Source organism: Nostoc sp. UCD121, from assembly GCF_014222285.1.
Taxonomy (GTDB): Bacteria; Cyanobacteriota; Cyanobacteriia; order Cyanobacteriales; family Nostocaceae; genus Nostoc.
Genome location: NZ_JACKZS010000578.1, coordinates 1 through 271 on the forward strand (window position 1 = coordinate 1; position 271 = coordinate 271).

The 271-nt window shown below is 51.7% G+C and carries 1 pseudogene; it reads left to right on the top strand.

From position 1 onward, the window contains the following. Positions 1-271, top strand: a pseudogene (gene groEL / locus GNF10_RS37550) (chaperonin GroEL); the annotation flags it as partial.

Consider the following 271-nt stretch of genomic DNA (forward strand, 5'->3'; position numbering starts at 1 on the left):
AAGTTGCTCAGGTTGGCACCATCTCCGCTAACTCCGACGAAACCGTAGGTAAACTGATCGCTGAAGCGATGGACAAAGTCGGTAAAGAAGGCGTTATCACCGTTGAAGACGGTACCGGTCTGCAGGACGAACTGGACGTGGTTGAAGGTATGCAGTTCGACCGTGGCTACCTGTCTCCTTACTTCATCAACAAGCCGGAAACTGGCGCAGTAGAACTGGAAAGCCCGTTCATCCTGCTGGCTGACAAGAAAATCTCCAACATCCGCGAAAT